Here is a 21,092-nt window from a genome sequence, read left to right on the forward strand (position 1 = left end):
TACAGGAACAATACAGGAACAAGACCTTATGCCGGATGTAAGAAGTTATTCACCTAATTCGATGGCAAGCCATGTTGTATGAAGGATAGACTGTTATCATGCATGGGGATATACACCAAAGAGATAAGCGATCCAATCGCTTTTTGATTACATAACAATAATTTCACTGGGAGGAACGATGAATTATCAACCTGTATCAAAACAAGATCGAATGAAGTTTCTGGATTTGTTTCGAGGGTTTTCCTTGATAGGCCTACCATTCGTAAATATATTGGCATTGTGGGTTATGTTGAAGCCGGATACTCGTGTAGATTTTTGGATCCAACGAGCATTATATTTTTTGGTGGAGGCACGTTTTTACGATATCTTCTGTTTTTTATTTGGCCTTGGATTTTATCTTTTTCTAAGCCGGTCAGCTCCCAAAGGTCAAACCAAGCTGTTTCTCTATATCCGCAGGATGCTTATTTTATTAGCGCTGGGATATATTCATCAACAGTATCAGTCTGGAGAAGCTTTATTTCTTTATGCCATCATAGGGTTGGTTGTCATTCCGTTATATTGGGCACCTCGAACTGTGAATTTGGTGCTCGGTGTGGTGGGATTCAGTGCGGCCGCCGCGATAGGTGTCAAAATGCTAACGATTCCTTTTTTAATTATACTGGGATTGTCAGCAGGCCAATATCAACTGATGGAGAAGATCCAGAAAGGACTCCCGCATCTTGGCAGAATCTGGTTCATTTCATTCATCGCTTCTACGGTGGGGATCGGTATCATGTGGTGGGTTGCTCCTCCGGATGCGATGAGTCCGTTTCTATACGAAGTGATAGGTGCGAGCCTGCCTGTTGCTGAGCAAGCCAATATGGATGCTGCTTTTCAATTAGAACATATCGGTGTGGCAATTGGTCCGGTGGTATCCATCTTTTATCTAAGTACATTACTGAGATTGAACCAGAACATGACCTTTGCCAAAATGTTAAGTCCCCTGCATGCATTCGGACGAATGGCCCTGACCAATTATATTGCACAGACCATCATTTTGTTGGTGGTATACCAACTCATATTTGCAGATGCTGCTGTATCGTATACGGTGTCTACCCTTGTGTGCATTGGCATGGTTATTGTACAAGTCATCGCGAGTAATCTGTGGATGCGCTGGTTCCAGTATGGGCCGCTGGAATGGGTATGGAGATGTGGTACTTATCTAAGTTTCATTCCGATCCGTAAAAAGCATTCTAAGCCACGTGTTCATGACACAAGGGTGAGAGGTTGACTCTTTTTCCTCGTTATAATCAAAGACGATCCACATCCGGTTGAACGGAAATGGATCGTCTTTTCTTTTTGGAACACGTCTACCTTCTGCCTGAAGTTACAGATGACGCAGCTGTTTTTCTGCAAAATCGCCAACCCACGGCAGTTTTAGCCATTTCCCCTGTAAGCTGGTAACGACCATAATAAGCCAGACCACTACACCAAGCAGGGATAACAGCGATGCCACCAGTGGTCCGAACAACGGAAGGAAAGCCGATAATACATGCCCGACCATAATGATGCCAAAGACCGTTACAGATTGCAGCGCATGAAATAACACGAACCGGCTCCTCTTCTCCACAGCGAGAAAGACAATCCCACCTACAAAGGTAAACAGATAACAAAGCATACCGGCAATATTTTCATCCAGACCGCTAGACGATTTCATGGGGGACATCCGGTCCAGCCTCCTTTGACCTTTTTAACTAGGTTATGAGAGAGATGGACAGAACTGAACCGATGAATTTATTTGCCTGTGAACGGGTTGGGGATGCAACACATAGGAAATAGCAAACAGGGGCAGAGCAAGCCATTGTACAGCCTACTCTGCCCCTGTTGTCGTGGCGATTAAACTTTGCTTTAAACGAAATCGTTATCCGCCCTCGATCTGTCTGCGAGGGTTTGTGATCTTGCCCATTTTATCGGTGTCGTTTTCTTTGGGAACCAACCGCTCATCGGTTCGTCCTTCGTGATGATTATCATATGCATATTCAGTCAGTTTCCATTCCGACTTGCCAAGAACGGGATCGGCCGGGAAATGTTGCCCCCTGTGCAGATGTTCCTCACGTCCGGCTTCATTGATGTAAACTCCGTCTACTTCCACCTTTTCATGCGAAAGGGGCAGCATATCTTGTTCTTTGCGGTCCATGAGACGACGCCTCCTTTGGATACCAGTAATTTAACTGTATGGGTTGTCCGTGATAATATCCCCCGAATAGTTCAGTGTTATGCTGGATATATTAATTCCGTATAGAATGGTGGCAATCTTAACATATGATTCGGAATTAAACTTTTTGGGCATGAAAACCGTTATATTTATTAGAGGAAATCGTCAAGTCGTAAGATACTTCCGAATATGCTACAATAAGATTATGATTCATTCCGAATCATATCGGGTATTTATAGTGTCAGGTACTTGCTTTCTAGCGAGGTTCCCGACCTAAAGCTTGCTTTAAGCCGCGCACACAACTTCATGGATGGCATTTAAGACTTATTCGGCATTCTCTAAACGGAGCATTCACTTTCAACGTTTTGGGAGGGAATTACAATGGCAACGAAAGGTCACAATGAGGTCAAAGAAAGTTTGAGGGAAATGACTCGGATTTTCCGTCCTAAAGATCCAAAAAAATTCGTGAAGGAGTACGTGAGAAAATACCGGATTACGGGTGGATACGAGGAAGAATTGACTTCTGTGGTTGAGCATGAGCTTGTCAAGATGGATTCTTCCGTGTCCTGAAACAACACACAACTCTGATTATACTGTTCCGATAATGAATAGAACCGTCTCCCGGGCGATAAGCTCCGGCAGGCGGTTTTTTTTGCGTTCCTGCTGCATATATATGGGAGTACACCTACAGCGGGAAGGATGAATGCATGTGGACCCTATTTTGAAAACCAAAGAAGAGATTGGCTACATGCGGGAAGCTGGACGAATTTTGCGAAGTTGTCACCAGCATATTGAGCAGTGGATGGTCCCTGGTATCACGACAGCAGCGATTAATGAGCGGGTGGAAGAGTTTCTGGCAGCACGAGGAGCCACACCGGAGCAAAAAGGGTATAAAGGATATCCTTACGCGACGTGTGCCTCTGTTAATGAAGTGGTCTGCCACGGATTTCCTGGGGAAGAGGAGTTGGCGAGCGGGGATGTAGTGACCATCGATATGGTGGTGAACAAAGACGGCTGGCTTGCTGACTCGGCCTGGACATATGGAATTGGTGAAACAAGCAGATCCATTCGCAAGCTGATGAGGCGCACGGAGAAGGCACTTGAGCGGGCGATTGCCCAGGCAGTTCCAGGGAATACACTAGGAGATATTGGAAGTGCCATTGAACGAACAGCCAGACTGTATCGGTACGGGATTGTGAAGCCTCTCATCGGTCATGGGATTGGTCAATATATTCATGAACCCCCAAATGTTCTGCCTTATGGCAAACGCAGAACGGGCACGATGCTCACCGAGGGCATGGTTATTACGATTGAACCAATCTTTACAAAAGGCAGTTCCGGGGCCGTTGTGTGGGATGAAGATGGATGGACGGTAAGGACGGTAGATGGCAGCTGGGGGGTCCAGTATGAGCATACGGTTGCGATTACTGGGAATGGCCCCTTGATTCTGACCGATGGCACGTGAGATGAACTCAGTGAAGAAGAGGGCTTGAGTTGAACTTTCTCCGAAATGCTCCATGCTGTTTTGAGCTTGAAGATAGCGGTATGGAGCGATAGGCATGTCTTCTGAATGGATATGGAAGAGGTTTTCCATAAATCCTGATCTTTCTTTTGCATAATAGCACATGTTTTCAATGTGATAAAAATCACCAATAAATCGAGTTTTATCACCGAAATTTGGCAAAAATTTTCAAATGTAGAGTGTAATACTTTTAACTGAAATCGTTTGCAAATCAAGTTGTAGAGCGGTTTTTTACATAAAGTGAACAATTTGTGAACATGTGTCCAAAGATTGACAAAATCATACCCTCAACTTATATTTAATAAGTGATTGAAGCATATAGAATGAATTGGAAGAATGCGCAGACATGCCCTGAGCAGGAAATCACGGGAGTACTGGAAGCGTTATTTTTCTAAGCGTTCTGTATGATGAAGAGGATTATGCGTATCGTGCTGAAACGTACCTTTTGTTGCCTTTCTACCGAACGACAACGGTAATCTACGAAAACGTAAAAAAGTGGGGTAGATCAATGATGAAACAGTGGCAGGTTGCAAAGCGAATTCTCCCCTTGCTGGCGGTGTTCTCTTTGCTGCTATCCGCATGCGGGCGGGAAGACTTGTCGGTAATGAAACCTCAGGGTCCTGTAGCGCAAGGCCAATATGATCTGATGAAGTTATCCATCGCGATTATGATCGTGGTGCTCATCATTGTATTTGCCATAGCTGCCTATGTTCTGATCCGGTTTCGTAGACGAGCCGGGCAGACTGAGATGCCCGAACAGGTTGAAGGTAATTTCAAGCTGGAAGTAATCTGGACAGCCATTCCGTTATTGCTGGTTATTGTTCTGGCAGTACCGACGGTCCAAACGATTTTTGCCCAAGGCGAAGATCTGTCCAATGACAAAAATGCACTTAAGGTCCAAGTCACCTCACATCAGTACTGGTGGGAATTCACTTATCCTCAATATGACGTAACCACCGCTCAAGATCTCATCATCCCGACCGGAACCAAAATCGCATTCGAATTAAAAACCGCTGACGTGCTTCACTCCTTCTGGGTGCCGTCACTTGCGGGCAAAATGGACACAAACCCGGATGGAACACTTAACAAGTTCAGCTTCTCTGCACCGAATGAAGGCGTTTACCGCGGTAAATGTGCCGAATTATGTGGCAGATCGCATGCTTTCATGGAGTTTAAGGTAAAAGCAGTGAGTCAGGAATCCTTTGACAGATGGGTGAACCAGATGAAAGCACCTGCAGTCCTTCCTGAAGACACTCAATTGGCCGAAAAGTTCAAAACAAACTGCCTTTCTTGCCACGCTGTTGGTGATCAAGGTGGACCGGTTGCACCTAACCTGACGGGAATCGGCGGCAAGGAATCTGTCGCAGGCATTTTGCTGAATTCTCGCGAGGGACAGGAAGAAGGTAGTCCGGTACTGGATAACATGAAAGAATGGCTCCATGATCCACAATCCGTGAAGCCGGGCAATACCATGCCGAATCCCAAAGATCTTGGGTTGACGGATGAAGAAATCGACGGAATTGCCGAATATCTGGCCAACTACAAATTGGACTATGAATAGAACAGCAAGGACGAAGAAGGGGGTACACAACCTTGGCTCATGCGCATAGCGTCAAGAGGTACAGGGGCTTGATGGATTGGATCACCACCGTCGATCACAAAAAAATTGCCATTCTCTATTTGGTTGCGGGTGGATTTTTCTTTGGAATCGGCGGCATTGAAGCCATTTTGATTCGGATTCAACTGATGAAGCCTATGAATGATTTTGTATCGGCACAGGTCTTCAACGAATTGATTACAATGCATGGAACAACGATGATTTTCCTTGGTGTCATGCCACTTATTTTTGCCATTATGAATGCTGTCGTGCCTTTGCAGATCGGGGCACGGGACGTTGCTTTCCCGTTTCTTAACGCGTTGGGTTTCTGGACATTCCTGTTTGGTGGATTGTTGCTGAACCTGAGCTGGGTTATGGGCGGAGCACCGGATGCGGGCTGGACCTCATATACGCCGCTTTCGGGCAGTGAGTATAGTGGAACGCATGGTGTGGATTTCTACACCATCGGCCTTCAGATCGCGGGTCTGGGAACGCTCATCGGGGGCATTAACTTTCTCGCAACAATTATTACAATGCGTGCTCCAGGCATGTCCTACATGCGGATGCCGATGTTTACATGGACGACATTTATTACATCTGCCATTATCCTTTTTGCTTTTCCTGCCATCACGGTAGGGCTTGTACTTTTGACGTTTGACCGTATACTGGGAGCGAATTTCTTCGATGTCGCAGGTGGCGGTAACCCCGTACTCTGGCAGCACATCTTCTGGATCTTCGGGCACCCGGAAGTATACATTCTGATTTTGCCGGCATTTGGTATTATCTCGGAGGTTATCCCGACCTTCTCGCGTAAACGGTTGTTCGGATACAGCTCCATGGTATTTGCCACCATCCTGATTGCCTTTCTGGGCTTCATGGTATGGGCGCATCACATGTTTACAACAGGTCTGGGTAATGTAGCCAACGCGCTTTTCTCCATCTCCACGATGTTGATTGCCGTACCTACCGGGATCAAAATCTTTAACTGGCTCTTTACGATGTGGGGTGGACAGATCCGTTTTACCGCGGCAAACCTGTTTGCTGTTGGATTTGTCCCAACCTTCGTTATGGGTGGTGTTACAGGCGTTATGCTGGCATCTGCTCCGGCAGACTTCCAGTTCCATGATACGTACTTTGTTGTAGCCCACTTCCACTACGTTATTGTAGGGGGACTCGTACTTGGATTGTTCTCGGGACTGCATTACTGGTGGCCGAAGATGTTCGGACGTATTCTCAGCGAAACACTGGGCAAATGGACGTTCTGGACATTTATGATCGGTTTCCAATTAACGTTCTTTGTACAACATTTCCTCGGTCTGATGGGGATGCAGCGCCGGATCGTTACATACTTGCCGAATCAGGACTTTGACCTGCTCAATCTGGTCAGCTCCGTCGGTGCGTTTCTAATGGGTGTTGGGGTTATCATGTTCCTCGTGAACATCGTGATCACAATGAAAAAACCGGCTGGCGCGCCAAACGATCCGTGGGAAGACGGCCGTACACTGGAATGGTCTATTCCATCTCCGCCGCCGGAATATAATTTCAAGCAGACGCCGCTGGTACGCGGAATTGATGCATATTGGAAGGAAAAAATGGCAGGACATACGGAGATGACACCGGCAGAACCTGTAGGTTCGATTCATATGCCTTCAGCAACGCCGTTGCCGTTTGTAATGTCAGTAGGTATCTTTATCGCCGGACTTGGCTTGATGTTCAGCAATGATGAATTTGGTAATGCATTTATGAATGTCATTTTCAACAATTATATTGTAGTTATTATTGGTCTCGTAATCACATTTGGTGCAATGGCACTTCGTTCACTTTATGATGATCATGGCTGGCATATTGAACCGGAGGATCAGGATGAGAAGGGGGCTAGAACATGACAACCTCACATGCCGAACCGGTGAACGACAAATTGCCGCATGAACCGGAGAAAGCAACGCTGGAAGGCCGTAACAAGCTTATCGCCTTCTGGTTGTTCCTTGGCGGCGAGACGGTACTGTTCGGTACACTCTTTGCTACCTTCCTGGCTCTTCGTGGCCAAACCAATGATGGACCTACGGCGAATGAACTGTTCCACCTGCCACTTGTGGCCGCTGCAACGTTCATTCTCCTGGTCAGTAGTTTGACAAGTGTATTTGCGATTCAGGCCATGCATAAGGGCAAGCGAGATGCACTGGCGCTGTGGCTTGGCATCACGGTAGTACTGGGTTTGGGATTTCTCGCACTGGAAATTTACGAGTTCTACGAGTATGTGAAACATAAAGAGTTTGGCATGACCACGAGTGCATTCAGTTCAGCATTCTATACACTGGTCGGGTTCCACGGAGCCCACGTTGCTTTTGGTATTGTGTGGATCGGAATCATTATCGGTCAGCTGTTCAAAAAAGGATTGACGGTCGTAACCGCACCTAAAGTATACGTCTCCGCAATGTACTGGCACTTTATTGACGTGGTATGGGTGTTCATCTTTACGGTCGTGTACCTGCTCGGAAAGGTGGGGTAGCACATGTCGGCACAGGATAAGACAGATCAACAGCCTGTGAAACACCGTCACCGGACGGAAGGGCCACAGAAACACGTCGTGGTGTTTATCTTCTCCATTATTCTTACGCTGATTGCGTTTGCGGCTGCTTCTGCCGGAGGGGTCAACACAACCTTTATCATTATTATTTTGCTCGTCATGGCTATTCTTCAAGTATTCGTTCAATTGGGTTATTGGATGCACTTGAAGGACAAAGGGCACTTGATGCCGATTCTGTTCATGGCCTTTGGCTTTTTCGTAGCCTTTACGTGCATCATTATGGCACTCTATTGGGTCTGGTGGTAAAAGAGATGGCGGCGGCGCAATGCCGCCGTCTTTTCCCCTTTTTGGCGAATGAATCTTCACAAAGTAATGAAGGCAACAACCAAATCAGGTCACGGGGAGGTTTCCCGTATGCTCGGGTTGCAATATTTTAGCTTCAACGATTTATGGAGTCCGCTTATATTGGCTGTATTTCTGATCATTGCTGCGGCTTATCTGGTGCTTGTGGGACCGTTAAGCGAGCAAATAAAGGATGCAGAACCTGCGACTGCTGCACAGAAAATCATGTTTATTACAGGACTGTTTGTCCTGTATCTGGCTCAGGCTGGACCCTTTAATTTGCTCGGTCACGTAATGTTTAGCTTCCACATGGTGAGCATGGCGTTCTCCTATCTGGTAGCTCCGCCGCTGATGATGAAAGGTTTGCCGATCTGGGTATGGCGCAGAATCGTGCGCTGGTTGCCTACACGCCAGCTATCGTTCCTGGCTCATCCGATCGTTGCGGCAGTACTCTTTAACGGGCTGTTCTCGCTGTATCACCTACCGATTGTACATGATTACGTCATGCTGAATTTTACCGTTCACCGGTTGTATTATATTGCGCTGTTCATCACCTCGATGCTCATGTGGTGGACATTGCTGAATCCGTTGCCAGAAGGCAGACAAGCATCGGGGTTATCCAAGATCGGTTTTATTTTTCTGAATATGGTACTGCTCACGCCTGCGTGTGGATTGATTATTTTTGCGGCCGAGCCGTTGTATCAGACGTACAGCAACCCGGCCGTATGGGCTGAAGCAATGCGGTATTGTGTGTCTGGAGATTCTACGGCATTACTTCGCTCATTCGGTGGGCCTGCGTTCTTCAACTTCCTGTCTTCTGCGAAAGAAGATCAGCAGGTCGGTGGCATTGTCATGAAGTTTATTCAGGAAGGAATCTTTGCCTCGATGCTGGCTTATGTCTTTTTCCAATGGTATCGGAAAGAGAAGCAGGAAGATGATGATGATTCGTATCCTGCAGGGGGCGCAGGAGGGCCGCTCAATCCGGCTGCCAAATAATGAAGTAATGTTCTGACAAGAGGGGGAACACACGATGGATATGTATTTTTGGCTACCAACGATCAGTACTTCTTTCATTGTGATTAGTGCAGTACTGGTGGGGATTGGATGGGTACTGATTATTCGGGGTAAACGTGAGGCTCATCAGTCCGCCATGGTAGCAGGTGCGATTGCAGCTCTAATCTTCTTTGTGATCTATATGTCTCGTACAGTGTTCGTGGGCAATACGGCTTGGGGCGGGGACCCGGATCTGGAGATCTTTTATCGGATATTTCTGATATTTCATATTATCCTGGCTACCGTGGCAGCGATATTTGGCATCTCCACACTGGTGCTGGGGTTCAAAAAGAAGTTCGGAACACATCGCCGCTGGGGTAAGTTCACGTCCATGATCTGGTTCGGGTCAGCGCTAACAGGTGTTGTCGTGTATGTTCTTTTATATCTCTTATATCCTGGTGGTCATACACGTCCGGTATGGGAAGTTATCCTCGGCGTATAAAAGTAGAGATATAACCTCCTGTTACTTGGGCGGCGTCACTACTCTCTTCTGAAAATATGAAAATGGACGAATCTAGCAGATCATTCGTCCACGCTTCCTCTCTCATTCATTCATAGAATGAGTTCGAGAGGGGGAAACAAAATGAAAAAAACAGTCAACGTCAGTCAAACGTATCCACGTCTTACCGTGTATTCAGAAGAGAACTACAGAGGGAGAAGCCGCATCTATCGTGGCAACACGGGTCTTCGTAACCTGGACAATATTTTGGATGGGGTGGAGAGCCTGCGCTTTTTCTCAACAAGTTCCAATGCAACACTAGTTGTGTTTACACGTCCTAACTTCCAAGGTGGATTCCGAGTCTTCCGAGGCAACACCAACTTGAGAGATTTGGATGATCTGATCCGTGGCAATGACGTGGAATCCCTGATCTCCACCAATCAACGGTTAACGCTGGCTCAGATTCGCGCAATCCGCAGGGATCGCAGTCTGCCTAGTGGTTATAACCTCGTTTAATCGTAAGGCCTCTTCTTCTAACAGGTGCTAGAGAGCGGCAAAGGGCTGTACCCGAATTGTGTTTACACAATAACGGGTACAGCCTTTCTTTTGTGATTGGGAAATGATGTTTAATCCCCGCCACCCCCACTGTCTCCGCCGCCACTATCCCCACTGCTGTCATTGCTGCTACCACTATCGCTGTTGTGATGAGAATGTGTGCCTCCTGAAGAATCCGAATCATGATGTTTGTGATCCGGTGTGTGTCTAGCATGTCGATCGTAGGAGTCATCTCCCATAATGACCGGATATCCCGAAGCAGAGTCGGTATAACCGTTGTTACGGCGGATGCGGTGTCTGCCTTTTTTGGCAGAATGACGATGAGGCTCATCCCGGAGGACCAACCAGATTACGACGATAAGGAAAAGGAGGACAAATCCTATCTCTATCAGCCAATCCATAGCTGTAACCTTCCTTTCTATGATTCGTTACTATAATTTATTTTAACGTAAATTCGTACTGTGTCCCATCCCGTCTTCCTGATTCAGGAAAATTAGGGGTTGACGGGATGAGAAATAGGTCTGTATACTGTGTATATTGATATATACAGTAATCACAGTAAGCAACATGAGTGAATGACAGGTGAAAGGCAGGCATGCATATGAACGAATGGAAGCAGGCGTGGTGGTTGACCCGCAGCCAGATGAGTAAGGATAGGCTCCAATGGCTATGGTCTGCATTATTCATGATATACACTGGCGGTATGAGCGGTGTGATGTTTTTAGGACAACAACAGACAGATATTATTAATCCAGTAGTGGATTCCTTCTTTTTAATCATGTTGCCATTTCAAGGGTTTATGTTCTGCAGGCGCTCCTTCCGTTACATACAGGAAGATTCTTATACGCAGATGCTGGCCTACTATCGTAGAATTCCCATTCCTGAACAAGTGGTGATGTGGTCCAGGCTACAGCAGTCTCTGATGGCGTTTACGTACAATGGAATCTTTTTCTACGGATCGTTATACGTGGTTAACCTTCATGCCGAAGGATTCCGATGGGATCAGTATCTGGCCTTTAGCCTTACCTGTACAGGTTATGGCCTTTTGGTAACAGGGTTCTATATTTACGGAGAGTTTCTGAACAGTGGCAAGAAATACTTGCTTCTCAGTATGCTTTTTATACCATTCGCCATTGGCATATCCATACTGATTCGAATATCAGGCAGTTACGGATTGCGGATTGTAATGGATGGAAGTAAATCATGGGGGCTGCTTTCCCCGATCATGTGGATTTCTCTGGTGGCTGGCGTAGCGGGATTATGGCTGTCTAGTCGTTTTACGCTGAAGAAGCTGGTTCATCGGGATTTGAATTAAAATGAGAATTGAGCTTATGTACGAATACAGGATGAAACCGGCACGGTCAGGTAACAGACTGGAGTGTACCGGAGGGCGAGGTGCAAGATGTGAAAATACCCATTCAAATTAATGAAAATAGCGCTGAACCTTTATACCACCAAATTGAAAATCAGTTAAGATCGTTAATTATTACGGGTCAGTTGGGGGAGGGAACACATTTGCCGTCCATTCGTGAGTTCGCCGGAGCACTGAATTGCAGTGTTATTACGGTTAGACGGGTCTATCAGGATCTGGAGAATGAAGGCTTGCTTCGTACGAAGCAGGGGACAGGTACATTTGTGGCCCAGGTAGAAGCCGGTGACAGAGAAAATTATAGATTAAAGGCCGCACAGGAAGCGATGCAGGCAGCGGTGCAGTCCGGGAAATCGGTAGGCTGTACGGAAGAAGAGATGGAGAGCCTATTCCGGGAAGTCCTGAAGGCTATTTACGTGAAGTAAGGGAGTGATTCATACGTGGAACCCATAGCAATCCAGTTGAACGGCGTATCCAAAATGCGAAAACGCAGAGTTATTGGCCCAATTGATCTGACCATCCCGGAAGGGTATATAGTGGCTATTCTCGGTCACAACGGTTCAGGCAAAAGCACCCTTCTTAACATGTTACAGCAAGTGGTGCTGCCAGATGCTGGACAGATTATATGGTTTGGTCAGGAACATGATGGGCCACTTCCCATTGAACTGAGACAACAGATTGGTTTTGTGGCAGATAATGCTGGTTCAGAAGAGAACCGGATAACAGCACAAGAAGCGGCCCATTTCCGGGCGTACTGGTACCCACGTTGGGATATGAAGTTGTTCGACCAACTGATTCAGGATATGGAAGTACCTGTTGATGTGAAGCTGAACAAGATGTCCAAGGGAGAAAGGCGAAAATTTGAGATTGCAGCTGCAATTGCAGCTCGCCCAAGACTATTGCTTTTGGATGAGCCTTCATCAGGATTGGACCCCTTTGCCTGGAAAGTGATGGTTGAGCAGTTCCGTACCTTCATGGCGGGGGGAGACACCACGATTCTGATTGCCACACATATTGCAGACGAAGTCAAAAGGCTTGCAGATTACATCGTATTGATGCACCGTGGTCAGTCACTGGGGATGGCCGAGAAAGATATGGTGCTCGATCAGTGGAAAGAAGTCTGGTATGAAGGAGATTTAAGGCCAGAAAGTATTCCTGGTGTTGTGGAATCTTCTATAGAAGAGGGAGGTCTGGTTCGCGTAATTACAACCCGGGTCAGCGAGGCGCAGGAGAGGCTGGAGCTGTCCAATAACCGAGTATTGAAAATCCGTAACTTGGAATTGGATGAAGTGCTGGCATTCTGGATTGCCGGGTATGCACCCGTACAGTGGAAATAACCGAAGGGAGACGATAAATGATGAACCGATTGGAATTGAAGCAAGTCGTCAAGCAATATGCAGACAAAACAGCCGTTAATGGAGTCACGCTCAATGTAAAAGAGGGGGAGATTTACGGACTGCTCGGAGCCAATGGTGCAGGTAAAACAACAACAATGCGTATGGTGCTTGGACTGATTCACCCTGACGGAGGGAATATCCTGTACAACGGCAAGCCCTATAATACGGAGCTGCAACAGATTATGGGTTATCTTCCGGAAGAGCGCGGATTGTATCCGAAGGTGAAAGTCAGCGAACAGATTAATTACCTGGCACGACTTCGTGGCATGAATGGTAAGGACGCAGATCAGAGCCTCAAGTACTGGCTGAATCGGTTTGAGGTACCTGAGTATTACGATAAGAAGATCGAGGAGTTATCCAAAGGTAATCAGCAGAAAATGGGCTTTATCGCGGCTGTAGTGCATAGACCGCAGATTCTCATTCTGGATGAAGCGTTCAGTGGACTGGATCCTGTGAACGTGGAATTACTCAAGTCCACCGTCAAGGAATTGCGTGATGAAGGCACGGCCATTCTGTTCTCAACACACCGTATGGAGCACGTTGAAGAGTTGTGTCGTCAGATCACCATTCTGCATCGTTCCAACACGGTGGTACAAGGAGAGATCAAGGAGATCAAGAGCCGGTATCCGCGTGAACAGGTATTCCTGGGTACGATTGGTAGTGTGGAAGGACTTGAACAGTTGCCTGGTGTGAAGAAAGTCGAGCGAAATGAGCGTGGTTACCTGATACATATTAGTCAGGTGGAAGCGGCTCAAGAGATTCTGAGAACAGCCATGACTCAGACGACAGTGGAACACTTTGAACTGAAGGAACCAACGCTTAACCAAATCTTTATTCGTGAGGTGGGTGAGTCGAATGAATAAAATGGGAACGATTACGGGTTTTACATTCAAAAACAAAGTTAAAACGAAATCATTCATGGTAACGACCATTGTACTTGCACTTTTAATTTCAATTGGACTCAATGTCCCGTATTTCATTACCTTATTTAATGGGGGTTCCATTGGTGGAGCTTCAAGCAGTAATCCTGTAAATATTGGTCTTTTGAGTACAGGGCAGCCTGAAGTTTCCGAGAAACTGGAGAGCTTCTCTGCGGCTCAAGGAGATCAGGCCTATCGATTCATTGCCAGTGGTGACAAAGATGAGGCTGCTCTTGCGGCGGATGTGGAAGCAGGGCTTACCGATGGTTATCTGAAGTTTGAAGCTGTTTCCGGGCAAGAGTTCCCACAGCCCATTCTATATTCAGCAGAAGACGTATCACCTCAGATCATTGCATCCATTGAAGCAGCGTTGCAGAGTGTGAAGCTGGATGTGGTTGTGAAGGATGTACTCACAGCGGAGCAGAAGGAACTGATTACAACACCTGTGAAGCTCACTGAGCAAAGTTTGAGTACAGATGAGAGCGGAGCAGGTACTGAGTCTGAAGGTAAAATGAGCCCAATTAACTATATTGTGGTGTACTTGCTGATCATTCTGCTGTTTACCTCAACGATGATGACAGGTAACATGATTGCCTCTGAGATCACAGCTGAGAAGAGCTCACGTATTATGGAGATTCTGATTACGAGTGTATCACCGCTCAGTCAGATGTTTGGTAAAATCATCGGGATTTTCATGGTGGGGATGCTGCAAATCGGGATCTTCGGAGCGGTGGTTGCCGGAAATATCTTGCTGCCGCATAACCGTGCAGTATTAGGTGATTTCAATATGAGTGTAAGTGATGTGAATATTGCGGTTATTGTGTACGGACTCATATTCTACATTCTGGGTTACTTCCTGTATGCCGTGTTGTTTGCTGCCATTGGTTCAATGGTAAGCCGTACTGAAGAACTCGGTCAGGCTGTTCTGCCGATTACGATGTTGTCGCTTGTTTCCTTCTATATTGCGATCTTCAGTATTTCTACACCGAACATTCTGTTGTTGAAAATTGCAAGCTTCATTCCATTCACGTCGCCGACCGCGATTCTGGTACGAATCGGCGCAGGAGTTGCGCCAACTTGGGAGATTCTAACGTCCTTAGCGATTCTCATTGTATCCATTATCATCTTCGGATGGCTTGCAGCCAAAATCTATCGCACAGGTGTGTTGATGTACGGTAAACGTCCAACCTTTAAGGAATTGTTTAAAGCCATGAAGGCATATAAGATCTAGGTTGAGTGTTTGAAGGTGTGTGTGTTGTCATAATTAGCGAGATATGCATATTTATCCATAAATATGCATATCTCTTTTTGAAATTAGCTTGCAGCCATTGGTGGCCAATTTAATGTTGAACGCGCTACATGTTGTTTAATGGTGTTCGATACAAACAGTCAAGAACGAATAATTACTTAGAAGTTATATTTAATTTGGGATGGTTGATTTTTGTATAAACAAGCTAAATTACATTCCGTAGGTCGAATTGACAATAAGTTAAGTAAATTACCTTTGTTTGTTACTAAATTTATTGAAAGTAAGAAGCATAGGCTTTTAATTGGCTGATTACAGAGAAATTTACCACAGTTCAACAAAGAACAGAAATTGAATTATCCATGCTAGAAATATTAACGATATGTGAAAAAGAAAGCTTCCTTTGGAACGATAATCTAAGAAAAATTAAAAGGACATAAGAGGGCTATAATCTATAAAGCTTTATTTTAGGGTTGACAATATATAAAATTTCAAACAAAATACATGCTATAGCATATATTAAATTCATATGCATAACTTTATGAAAGAGGGGTAGATATGTTCATTTTTATTACAGTTTTACAGGTTCTATTAGGTGGTTTTTTCCTTTTTACAGGAAGCAAAATTATTTCCGGTAAAATGGCCAATGAGTTTAAACGTTTTGGACTGCCATCGTTCTTTAATGTTTTGACTGGTTCGTTCGAGATTGTGGGGGCAGCTGGTATGATCGTTGGCATCTGGATGCCTGTCGCAGCAATTTTAGCTGGTTTGCTTCTAGCCGGAACAATGCTTGCTGGAGCGTTTACTTTAATAGTCTTAGCTAAAGATCCGATTCAGAAGGCCATTCCAGCACTCATTTTGTTCATACTTAGCTTGATTGTATCCATGTATCATTTTTTCTAAACGAAATTAACGAATTTTTGACGGATTTCATGTGTAACCTTTGAGAGATCGACTATATTTGATTTAAGAAAATGATAAATGAGGGTACTGCAATGGAATTATATAATATTACCGGCTTCTTGATCCATCGTACAGATGTCAAGCTTACAAACTATTTTACGAAACAATTAAAGCCCTACAAGGTGACACCGGAGCAGTGGAGCATTATCTCCTGTCTTGATATAGATAAAGCTATGACTCAAAAAGAGCTGGCGGAGGCCATCGATCGGGATCAAACAACGGTAGTGAGAATGATACATTCTTTAGAACGCAAGGGCATGGTTCGACGTATTGTTCATGATCAAGATAAGCGCTCACATTATTTATATTTGTCCTCTAAAGGTCAAGAAGTTAAAGGAAAGCTGTTGTTAACAGTTAAAAACGCGCATGACTATGTTACACGAGGTTTGGAACACGATGAATTAAATCAGTTAAAAACGATATTAGATAAACTGTACCGAAATGTGCAAGAAGATTAGTTAGACTCTATACCAGAGGATGAATCATGACAACTACATGCCGAAGCACAAAATTTGTGAGATTCTTTCCGAATGAAGCAGCAAGAATAAGGATCCAGCTTCTACTTACTTTAGAAGGAGCTATCAGAAATATATGGTCGAATATCATCGTTCACTGAATATTTAATTCCATCAATTCGATTATCCCAGCAATATTTTTAGTTGTACTCAAGCTGATAGGAGCTGCTTGATGTTTTCCTGAACATATTACTAGAGAAAGAAGGGAAGGAAAGATCACTGGATTATGATTCTAACTGGTTTTGAGATAGCAGCAATTCGCATACGATTAAGTATTTATGTTTCTGTAGAAGAATAGAAGACGGAATGATTTTAATTTAAATGAATAAAGTATTCTAAAATGAGACTGTTATCTAATACTAGATAGTGGTCTTTTTGCTATGTATAATTAAGATAAAATATCGAAAAAATCCGTATACATTATCATATATGAAGATGCAAAATGAGTTTTGCGCTTTTCCTACTTATCATGAAAATATGTCCTGATAGATAAGCTTTATTGATGACTTTTTCTCACTAATTATGACAAGTGGTGTGCTGTGTCGGTGGTCATATTAAATCGAGTTCAGAAGAGGGTCGATGATCATGCAGCAGTTAAAAGGGTTCTATATACAGTTTTTGAGGGAACCTCTGTGGTTTAAAGCATTGATCGATCCTGACTACACTACTACTTTCAATTGTATTTAGCAGTTCAGCCTTTTCAGAGCAGGGCAACTACCAAAGCATCTCTAAATTAGCTATCGCTATTTTCTTCGTCGCATATGGAGTGAAGCTGTGGGGCAATCCGAAGGTTTCTATAGCATTCTTTTTCCTGGCTCTGATCAGTATCTATTTATCTTGGCATAGCTTGGATTTTGCGAATATCTAGCATTAAACCTATACGATGGTTTCGTTTTTATTGTTTCTTATCTAATGAGAGTAATGAAGGGAGAAAGTGCTGCTCCGTTTTGGAGTGGCACCAATTCCCATCTTTAACCGTAGTATCTAAGTATGTCTATTCTATTAAAAATTGGATTGGCAACTATATTCAATAAAGGAGATTACATAATATGAAGAATTGGAAACGCATGCTCTTATCTCTAACCATCTCAGTAGGTTTGCTTGCATCTGCAGTGCCAGCTATGGCTGCTCCACAAGGAACTTCCGTCAAGGTTAATGATCAAGCTGTGAAATATGCTACAGGAGCACCAATCCTGGAGAAAGGTACAACATTGGTTCCACTGCGGACTACGCTGGATGCTATGGATGTGAAGCTAACAACTGCGACAGATGATACGATCACAGCAGTGGTAGATGGCAAAACGATTACACTTAAAAGCAAGCTTACGCGCATCAACGGTGTAACGTATGCTCCAATCCGCATCGTCGGTGATGCAACGGGTTATGAAGTTCGCTGGGATGCTGCAACGCGCACCGTGCTGCTGGTATCCAAAGGTGGAGCAACTGAAACTGCTCAAACCGGTGGACGTGGCTTCATGTGGGAAGTTGAGAGCAATGGCAACACGATCTATCTGGTAGGGTCCATGCATATTGCGGATGAGAGCTTCTATCCACTGCGTCCGGAGTTTGAAGAAGCCTTTGCGGAAGCTGACTATCTCGGGGTAGAGATTGATATTAGCAAAGCCGCTGATGAAGAGCAGCAAAAGCTGGTTCTAAGTCTGGGTTCGTATCAAGATGGAACAACACTGAAAGACCACATTTCCAGTGAAACGTATACTAAGCTGGGTGATGTATTGAAGAAAAATGGTCTGGAGTCTAACGCCTTGGATGCATTTAAGCCTTGGGTAGTAGAGAGTACACTTGCAAGTTTGAAGTCCACAACGGCAGGATACGAAGCGTCAGCAGGAGTGGATCTGTATTTCATCCAGAAAGCGATCGAGCGCAAACTTCCAGTTATCGAGTTGGAGAGTTATCAATCTCAACTTGGCATGTTTAACGACTTTTCCAAAGAAACACAAGAGGAAACACTGAAAGCGACAATCGAAAACTTCGACGTGTTGGATAACAGTGTGAAAGAAATGGCTGAGATGTGGAAAACGGGTAATGACGAGCAACTGCTTGAACTGACAAACAGCTTCTCCACTAACGAGGAATATAACAAAGCAATGCTGGTTGATCGTAACATTGGTATGGCGGACAGAATCGATGGTTACTTGAAAAACGGCAAAGGTGAGGAGTATTTCATTGTTGTTGGTGCGGCACACTACTTGGGCGATCACGGCATCGTGAAACTGCTTGAGGATAAAGGATATAAAGTAGAACGGAAATAAATATAGATTACTATAGAAGGTAACCCTTTCGTCTCGAATATAAGAGTTGAGAAGGTTGCCTTCTTATATATAGAAAAAAGACAGATTTAAATAAAGAAGATGAAGCTGCAGGATAATAAAATTGAACCTAAGAGTTCATGGTAGATTGAAGGTCCTTAATATGGTTAGATCGTGGATTTGATAAGTTTTGAAATTAACTCTTTACAAGTGTATGTTCTACATGATATATTCTAATTCCGGCCAAGAAAACACGGTTTACACGGTGCGGCAAGCGAATGAAATAAGCTTCGAAAGAAACTTAAAAAAAAGAGCTTGCAAAGTTGGTTCGGACATGATATTATATAAGAGTTGCTGAAGAGAACGACATTCGGTAACGAAACAAGTTTGATCTTTGAAAACTGAACAACGAGTGAGTAAACATTCTGCTTGCAGAATGAAACGCGAAAGTTTGAGACAAGCCTTGGCTTGGATCGGCTGGAGCACAAATGAGATTTTAATCTCGTCAGATTCAAAATGAGCTTATCGCTCTTTTCAATACTTTATTGGAGAGTTTGATCCTGGCTCAGGACGAACGCTGGCGGCATGCCTAATACATGCAAGTCGAGCGGACTTGATGAGAAGCTTGCTTCTCTGATGGTTAGCGGCGGACGGGTGAGTAACACGTAGGCAACCTGCCCTCAAGTTTGGGACAACTACCGGAAACGGTAGCTAATACCGAATAATTGTTTTCTTCGCCTGAAGGAAACTGGAAAGACGGAGCAATCTGTCACTTGGGGATGGGCCTGCGGCGCATTAGCTAGTTGGTGAGGTAACGGCTCACCAAGGCGACGATGCGTAGCCGACCTGAGAGGGTGATCGGCCACACTGGGACTGAGACACGGCCCAGACTCCTACGGGAGGCAGCAGTAGGGAATCTTCCGCAATGGGCGAAAGCCTGACGGAGCAATGCCGCGTGAGTGATGAAGGTTTTCGGATCGTAAAGCTCTGTTGCCAGGGAAGAACGCTTGGGAGAGTAACTGCTCTCAAGGTGACGGTACCTGAGAAGAAAGCCCCGGCTAACTACGTGCCAGCAGCCGCGGTAATACGTAGGGGGCAAGCGTTGTCCGGAATTATTGGGCGTAAAGCGCGCGCAGGCGGTCATTTAAGTCTGGTGTTTAATCCCGGGGCTCAACCCCGGATCGCACTGGAAACTGGGTGACTTGAGTGCAGAAGAGGAGAGTGGAATTCCACGTGTAGCGGTGAAATGCGTAGATATGTGGAGGAACACCAGTGGCGAAGGCGACTCTCTGGGCTGTAACTGACGCTGAGGCGCGAAAGCGTGGGGAGCAAACAGGATTAGATACCCTGGTAGTCCACGCCGTAAACGATGAGTGCTAGGTGTTAGGGGTTTCGATACCCTTGGTGCCGAAGTTAACACATTAAGCACTCCGCCTGGGGAGTACGGTCGCAAGACTGAAACTCAAAGGAATTGACGGGGACCCGCACAAGCAGTGGAGTATGTGGTTTAATTCGAAGCAACGCGAAGAACCTTACCAGGTCTTGACATCCCTCTGATCGATGCAGAGATGTATCTTTCCTTCGGGACAGAGGAGACAGGTGGTGCATGGTTGTCGTCAGCTCGTGTCGTGAGATGTTGGGTTAAGTCCCGCAACGAGCGCAACCCTTATATTTAGTTGCCAGCACTTCGGGTGGGCACTCTAGATAGACTGCCGGTGACAAACCGGAGGAAGGTGGGGATGACGTCAAATCATCATGCCCCTTATGACCTGGGCTACACACGTACTACAATGGCCGGTACAACGGGCTGCGAAATCGCGAGATGGAGCCAATCCCAACAAAGCCGGTCTCAGTTCGGATTGCAGGCTGCAACTCGCCTGCATGAAGTCGGAATTGCTAGTAATCGCGGATCAGCATGCCGCGGTGAATACGTTCCCGGGTCTTGTACACACCGCCCGTCACACCACGAGAGTTTATAACACCCGAAGTCGGTGGGGTAACCGCAAGGAGCCAGCCGCCGAAGGTGGGATAGATGATTGGGGTGAAGTCGTAACAAGGTAGCCGTATCGGAAGGTGCGGCTGGATCACCTCCTTTCTATGGAGAATCGTTTCCTGCAACGGAAACATTCAAATACGCAGCTTAGCTGCAAAACACTCACTCGTTGCTCAGTTTTGAGAGCTCAAAC

The 21,092-nt window shown here is 45.4% G+C and carries 21 protein-coding genes and 1 rRNA gene; 19 read left to right on the forward strand and 3 right to left on the reverse strand.

What is annotated here, in order from left to right; genetic code table 11:
* Positions 1 to 457: 457 nt before the first annotated feature.
* Complete coding sequence (locus tag MHH92_RS03035) at positions 458 to 1,270, forward strand: DUF418 domain-containing protein (protein WP_340901813.1); 813 nt, start codon at positions 458 to 460, stop codon at positions 1,268 to 1,270.
* 96 nt (positions 1,271 to 1,366) lie between these two features.
* On the opposite strand, the gene MHH92_RS03040 is transcribed toward MHH92_RS03035, so the two are convergent.
* Together MHH92_RS03040 and MHH92_RS03045 are read right to left on the reverse strand one after the other, a co-directional pair.
* Positions 1,367 to 1,705 (reverse strand): DUF4870 domain-containing protein, encoded by a 339-nt coding sequence (locus MHH92_RS03040; protein ID WP_047840268.1) that lies wholly within the window; start codon positions 1,703 to 1,705, stop codon positions 1,367 to 1,369.
* Positions 1,706 to 1,900: 195 nt separating this feature from the next.
* Complete coding sequence (locus MHH92_RS03045; protein WP_036613189.1) at positions 1,901 to 2,176, reverse strand: hypothetical protein; 276 nt, start codon at positions 2,174 to 2,176, stop codon at positions 1,901 to 1,903.
* A 399-nt stretch (positions 2,177 to 2,575) separates the two neighbouring features.
* On the opposite strand from MHH92_RS03045, the gene MHH92_RS03050 reads away from it, so the two are divergent.
* From MHH92_RS03050 to MHH92_RS03090, 9 genes are all read left to right on the forward strand, one after another.
* Positions 2,576 to 2,764, forward strand: a complete 189-nt coding sequence (locus tag MHH92_RS03050; RefSeq protein ID WP_017690840.1) for a hypothetical protein — start codon at positions 2,576 to 2,578, stop codon at positions 2,762 to 2,764.
* A 133-nt stretch (positions 2,765 to 2,897) separates the two neighbouring features.
* A complete protein-coding gene (gene map / locus MHH92_RS03055; RefSeq protein WP_047840267.1) occupies positions 2,898 to 3,659 on the forward strand; it encodes a type I methionyl aminopeptidase in 762 nt (253 codons plus the stop codon).
* A gap of 565 nt (positions 3,660 to 4,224) precedes the next feature.
* Positions 4,225 to 5,277, forward strand: a complete 1,053-nt coding sequence (gene coxB, locus MHH92_RS03060; RefSeq protein WP_047840266.1) for a cytochrome c oxidase subunit II — start codon at positions 4,225 to 4,227, stop codon at positions 5,275 to 5,277.
* Between the two features lie 71 nt (positions 5,278 to 5,348).
* Complete coding sequence (ctaD, locus tag MHH92_RS03065) at positions 5,349 to 7,199, forward strand: cytochrome c oxidase subunit I (protein WP_370511460.1); 1,851 nt, start codon at positions 5,349 to 5,351, stop codon at positions 7,197 to 7,199.
* Positions 7,196 to 7,822: a cytochrome c oxidase subunit 3 gene (locus MHH92_RS03070; protein WP_340901841.1), complete on the forward strand. Its 627-nt coding sequence runs from the start codon at positions 7,196 to 7,198 to the stop codon at positions 7,820 to 7,822. The genes ctaD and MHH92_RS03070 overlap by 4 nt, the downstream gene beginning before the upstream one ends.
* A 3-nt stretch (positions 7,823 to 7,825) precedes the next feature.
* Positions 7,826 to 8,146 (forward strand): cytochrome C oxidase subunit IV family protein, encoded by a 321-nt coding sequence (locus MHH92_RS03075; RefSeq protein ID WP_036613178.1) that lies wholly within the window; start codon positions 7,826 to 7,828, stop codon positions 8,144 to 8,146.
* Between the two features lie 108 nt (positions 8,147 to 8,254).
* Positions 8,255 to 9,178: a cytochrome c oxidase assembly factor CtaG gene (gene ctaG, locus MHH92_RS03080; RefSeq protein ID WP_340901843.1), complete on the forward strand. Its 924-nt coding sequence runs from the start codon at positions 8,255 to 8,257 to the stop codon at positions 9,176 to 9,178.
* A 34-nt stretch (positions 9,179 to 9,212) separates the two neighbouring features.
* Positions 9,213 to 9,677 carry a DUF420 domain-containing protein gene (locus tag MHH92_RS03085; protein ID WP_036613174.1) on the forward strand — a complete coding sequence of 155 codons (465 nt, stop codon included), beginning with the start codon at positions 9,213 to 9,215 and terminating at the stop codon, positions 9,675 to 9,677.
* 141 nt (positions 9,678 to 9,818) lie between these two features.
* A complete protein-coding gene (locus MHH92_RS03090) occupies positions 9,819 to 10,190 on the forward strand; it encodes a hypothetical protein (RefSeq protein WP_036613171.1) in 372 nt (123 codons plus the stop codon).
* 110 nt (positions 10,191 to 10,300) lie between these two features.
* On the opposite strand, the gene MHH92_RS03095 is transcribed toward MHH92_RS03090, so the two are convergent.
* Positions 10,301 to 10,630 carry a hypothetical protein gene (locus MHH92_RS03095; RefSeq protein ID WP_339285323.1) on the reverse strand — a complete coding sequence of 110 codons (330 nt, stop codon included), beginning with the start codon at positions 10,628 to 10,630 and terminating at the stop codon, positions 10,301 to 10,303.
* Positions 10,631 to 10,830: 200 nt separating this feature from the next.
* Here MHH92_RS03095 and MHH92_RS03100 point away from each other — a divergent pair, with 200 nt between their 5' ends.
* The 9 genes from MHH92_RS03100 (at position 10,831) to MHH92_RS03140 (ending at position 21,001) form a co-directional block, all read left to right on the forward strand.
* Positions 10,831 to 11,544 (forward strand): hypothetical protein, encoded by a 714-nt coding sequence (locus MHH92_RS03100; RefSeq protein WP_047840453.1) that lies wholly within the window; start codon positions 10,831 to 10,833, stop codon positions 11,542 to 11,544.
* A gap of 89 nt (positions 11,545 to 11,633) precedes the next feature.
* The gene (locus MHH92_RS03105) at positions 11,634 to 12,023 is read left to right on the forward strand and encodes a GntR family transcriptional regulator (RefSeq protein WP_036613231.1); all 390 of its coding nucleotides are present in this window, start codon (positions 11,634 to 11,636) and stop codon (positions 12,021 to 12,023) included.
* 15 nt (positions 12,024 to 12,038) lie between these two features.
* Entirely contained in the window at positions 12,039 to 12,935 is an 897-nt protein-coding gene (locus MHH92_RS03110) for an ATP-binding cassette domain-containing protein (protein ID WP_211084178.1), read from the forward strand.
* 20 nt (positions 12,936 to 12,955) lie between these two features.
* Complete coding sequence (locus MHH92_RS03115; RefSeq protein WP_036613228.1) at positions 12,956 to 13,858, forward strand: ABC transporter ATP-binding protein; 903 nt, start codon at positions 12,956 to 12,958, stop codon at positions 13,856 to 13,858.
* Positions 13,851 to 15,146 (forward strand): ABC transporter permease, encoded by a 1,296-nt coding sequence (locus MHH92_RS03120; RefSeq protein WP_076329709.1) that lies wholly within the window; start codon positions 13,851 to 13,853, stop codon positions 15,144 to 15,146. Before MHH92_RS03115 ends, MHH92_RS03120 begins: the two co-directional genes overlap by 8 nt.
* 573 nt (positions 15,147 to 15,719) lie before the next feature.
* Positions 15,720 to 16,064 carry a DoxX family protein gene (locus MHH92_RS03125; RefSeq protein WP_036668601.1) on the forward strand — a complete coding sequence of 115 codons (345 nt, stop codon included), beginning with the start codon at positions 15,720 to 15,722 and terminating at the stop codon, positions 16,062 to 16,064.
* Between the two features lie 92 nt (positions 16,065 to 16,156).
* Positions 16,157 to 16,582 carry a MarR family winged helix-turn-helix transcriptional regulator gene (locus MHH92_RS03130; protein ID WP_340901849.1) on the forward strand — a complete coding sequence of 142 codons (426 nt, stop codon included), beginning with the start codon at positions 16,157 to 16,159 and terminating at the stop codon, positions 16,580 to 16,582.
* Between the two features lie 1,106 nt (positions 16,583 to 17,688).
* The gene (locus MHH92_RS03135) at positions 17,689 to 18,909 is read left to right on the forward strand and encodes a TraB/GumN family protein (protein WP_340901851.1); all 1,221 of its coding nucleotides are present in this window, start codon (positions 17,689 to 17,691) and stop codon (positions 18,907 to 18,909) included.
* 539 nt (positions 18,910 to 19,448) lie between these two features.
* Positions 19,449 to 21,001 (forward strand): 16S ribosomal RNA (locus tag MHH92_RS03140).
* Positions 21,002 to 21,092: the final 91 nt, after the last annotated feature.

Origin of the sequence: Paenibacillus sp. FSL M7-1414, assembly GCF_038003195.1 — a bacterium.
GTDB classification, from domain to species: Bacteria; Bacillota; Bacilli; order Paenibacillales; family Paenibacillaceae; genus Paenibacillus; species Paenibacillus amylolyticus.

Coding starts and splice junctions, on each gene's coding strand:
- MHH92_RS03035 (WP_340901813.1), top strand. CDS start 458: ATGCTTATTTTATTAGCGCTGGGATATATTCATCAACAGTATCAGTCT.
- MHH92_RS03040 (WP_047840268.1), bottom strand. CDS start 1,705: ATGTCCCCCATGAAATCGTCTAGCGGTCTGGATGAAAATATTGCCGGT.
- MHH92_RS03045 (WP_036613189.1), bottom strand. CDS start 2,176: ATGGACCGCAAAGAACAAGATATGCTGCCCCTTTCGCATGAAAAGGTG.
- MHH92_RS03050 (WP_017690840.1), top strand. CDS start 2,576: ATGGCAACGAAAGGTCACAATGAGGTCAAAGAAAGTTTGAGGGAAATG.
- map (WP_047840267.1), top strand. CDS start 2,898: ATGCATGTGGACCCTATTTTGAAAACCAAAGAAGAGATTGGCTACATG.
- coxB (WP_047840266.1), top strand. CDS start 4,225: ATGATGAAACAGTGGCAGGTTGCAAAGCGAATTCTCCCCTTGCTGGCG.
- ctaD (WP_370511460.1), top strand. CDS start 5,349: ATGGATTGGATCACCACCGTCGATCACAAAAAAATTGCCATTCTCTAT.
- MHH92_RS03070 (WP_340901841.1), top strand. CDS start 7,196: ATGACAACCTCACATGCCGAACCGGTGAACGACAAATTGCCGCATGAA.
- MHH92_RS03075 (WP_036613178.1), top strand. CDS start 7,826: ATGTCGGCACAGGATAAGACAGATCAACAGCCTGTGAAACACCGTCAC.
- ctaG (WP_340901843.1), top strand. CDS start 8,255: ATGCTCGGGTTGCAATATTTTAGCTTCAACGATTTATGGAGTCCGCTT.
- MHH92_RS03085 (WP_036613174.1), top strand. CDS start 9,213: ATGGATATGTATTTTTGGCTACCAACGATCAGTACTTCTTTCATTGTG.
- MHH92_RS03090 (WP_036613171.1), top strand. CDS start 9,819: ATGAAAAAAACAGTCAACGTCAGTCAAACGTATCCACGTCTTACCGTG.
- MHH92_RS03095 (WP_339285323.1), bottom strand. CDS start 10,630: ATGGATTGGCTGATAGAGATAGGATTTGTCCTCCTTTTCCTTATCGTC.
- MHH92_RS03100 (WP_047840453.1), top strand. CDS start 10,831: ATGAACGAATGGAAGCAGGCGTGGTGGTTGACCCGCAGCCAGATGAGT.
- MHH92_RS03115 (WP_036613228.1), top strand. CDS start 12,956: ATGAACCGATTGGAATTGAAGCAAGTCGTCAAGCAATATGCAGACAAA.
- MHH92_RS03120 (WP_076329709.1), top strand. CDS start 13,851: ATGAATAAAATGGGAACGATTACGGGTTTTACATTCAAAAACAAAGTT.
- MHH92_RS03125 (WP_036668601.1), top strand. CDS start 15,720: ATGTTCATTTTTATTACAGTTTTACAGGTTCTATTAGGTGGTTTTTTC.
- MHH92_RS03130 (WP_340901849.1), top strand. CDS start 16,157: ATGGAATTATATAATATTACCGGCTTCTTGATCCATCGTACAGATGTC.
- MHH92_RS03135 (WP_340901851.1), top strand. CDS start 17,689: ATGAAGAATTGGAAACGCATGCTCTTATCTCTAACCATCTCAGTAGGT.